General features: G+C 33.8%; 2 protein-coding genes. Both read left to right on the plus strand.

Annotated elements, in window-relative coordinates; all coding sequences use genetic code 11:
* Window positions 1–116: 116 nt before the first annotated feature.
* Window positions 117–1331, plus strand: a complete 1215-nt coding sequence (locus tag ACKI67_RS04610; RefSeq protein WP_407462228.1) for a CDP-glycerol glycerophosphotransferase family protein — start codon at window positions 117–119, stop codon at window positions 1329–1331.
* A 117-nt stretch (window positions 1332–1448) separates the two neighbouring features.
* Window positions 1449–2474, plus strand: a 1026-nt coding sequence (locus ACKI67_RS04615) for a glycosyltransferase (RefSeq protein WP_407462229.1), incomplete at its 3' end; no start/stop codon positions are given.

Consider the following 2474-nt stretch of genomic DNA (forward strand, 5'->3'; position numbering starts at 1 on the left):
GAGTTCTACAATACATATTGTGATCAAGGACATGGTGATGCATCAGAAAGAATTGTTGAGGAAGTCTTTGGAAAATTATAAGATATTAATTAAGGGAATTGAACTGAGGAGTAAAAATGAGTTTCAAAAAGAAGATAAAGCAAATGATTCCAAATGAACAGAACAATTGGAGAAATAAGTTAAGATTATATCGTAAAATAGCCAAACATGTGTCAACCGATGATAAAACCATTCTTTTCCAGTCAAGTGTTGGCCGTAATTACAGTGGAAACACCCGTTACATCTATGAAGAAATGATTGAACAGGGTCTTGACAAGAAATACAATTGCTATTGGGTATTTGAAAAATCCATTTATGATAAGATAGACCTTCCAGGAAATGCCAAAAAGTTAGATAAAAGCAGCTTTAAATTTCTATATACCAGCCTTAAAAGCAAATATTGGATCTTTGATACAAGACAGCCTAATTATCTTAAAAAACCAAAGGATACCGTATTTATAGAAACATGGCATGGAACTCCTCTCAAAAAACTGGCTTTGGATATGGAAAAGGTGGATATGAGTGGAAACACAAATATCAAGCAATACAGAAAAAGATTCAAAAAGCATACCTCCCAGTGGGATTATCTCGTATCCCAAAACAGTTATTCAACTGAAATCTTTAGAAGGGCATTTGCTTTCAATGGAGAAATGCTTGAAATAGGCTATCCAAGAAACGATATCCTTTTCAGCAAAAACAATGATGAGGATATCAAAAAGATCAAGGAAAAAATGAATATTCCTAAAGACAAGAAGGTCATGCTTTATGCTCCAACATGGAGAGACAATGAATTCTATAAAAATGGAATATATAAGTTTGCCACACAAATGGACTTTGATGCAATGAAAGAAAGCTTAGGCGACGAATATGTCCTCATTGTAAAATACCATTATTCAGTAAAGGACAATATCGATTGGGAAAAATATGCTCCATTCATCATAGAATGCAATGAGCTTTGGGACATTCAGGAACTTTATCTGATATCAGACATTCTAATAACAGACTACTCCTCAGTCATGTTTGATTATGCGATACTCAAAAGACCGATGTTCTTCTTTACCTATGACCTTGAATTCTATAAGAACAACTTAAGGGACTTTTACTTTGACATGGTGGAAGAGGTTCCAGGTCCTATAGTGATGACTACAGAAGAGCTGATAAGCGAAATAGAAGAATTCAGCGAAGAGGAGTATATGGAAAAATACGGTGAAAAATACAATAGCTTCACCGAAAAGTATAATGAATTTGATGATGGAACCGCAAGTGATGAAATCATCAAGCTATTGAAATAGGCCTTAACTAAAGGCCATCAAATATTTGAAAATATATAAATTGAATCAAATCCAATCAAATGACCAATTAAAAAAATATCTTAGTTTGAATGAAAATTTTTAATCAAGTGACCAAATATGAAAAATGCTGTTAAAAGTCTTATAAAAAATTCTTTCGGAAAACCTTATTTTGAGATAATTGAAAGTGATGATGAGTTGAAATTCCATCTGAAAAAATCTATTCCCTTCTCAAAGCATTTCCTGGTAGTGAAATCTAAAAAAAATGGAAAGGCTGTTGTAAAGGAAATAATCGAATCAGAAGCCAGCTTAAGAATTGAAGAGTTGGAAAGCTTTGGGCAGCTGGGAAAATCAGACGTGTTCATCAAAATAAGAACTGCAGGAAAGGAATTTAAAATTGTATCTCCATTTGTTGATGAAAACAAAGGAAAATACCTAATAGACAAGAAAAACAACATATTTGCTAAAACGTTTGAGAAAAATGATTCATCATTAGGCATGGAATTGATGGATAATTTTGATGAGCTCATATCCAAATTCAGAAGAGATGAGATTGAAAACGAGAATCATAAGGCATTCATAAATGAAAGGCTAAGGGAAATAGATGACTCTTCATTGAATTTGACAAAGGTATACGGAACAGACATCTCCGAAATATACTATAGAAAACCGGAAGGGGAGGATTATCCATACAAATTAAGCTCCATAGTTTTGGTCTATAATGGTGAGGAATACTTGAGGCCATGCCTTGATTCACTGGTTAACCAGACATTGGATGGTCTGGAAATAATATTGATCAATGACAAAAGCACAGACTGCAGTTTGGACATCTGCAAGGAATATGCATCAAAGCATGATAATATAAGAATCATAGACAAGCAGGACAATCATGGATTGGCTACAAGCGCCAATATGGGTATTCAAATAGCTCAAGGAGAATATGTGATTCTTGTTGACAATGATGACATAATACCAAAGGATGCATATGAAAAACTATACAATAATGCAAAGGAACATGATGCTGACATTTCAGTTGGAAAGGCTAATTTCATTGTTGGAAATTGGCAACAGGAAATGAGGGATTTCGAAAGGACAGTGTGGAATGAGGAGAAGGTGTTCAAGACCGAAGACTATACAAAAATATTT

Source organism: Methanobrevibacter sp., from assembly GCF_045577275.1.
In the GTDB taxonomy this organism is placed as follows: Archaea; Methanobacteriota; Methanobacteria; order Methanobacteriales; family Methanobacteriaceae; genus Methanobrevibacter.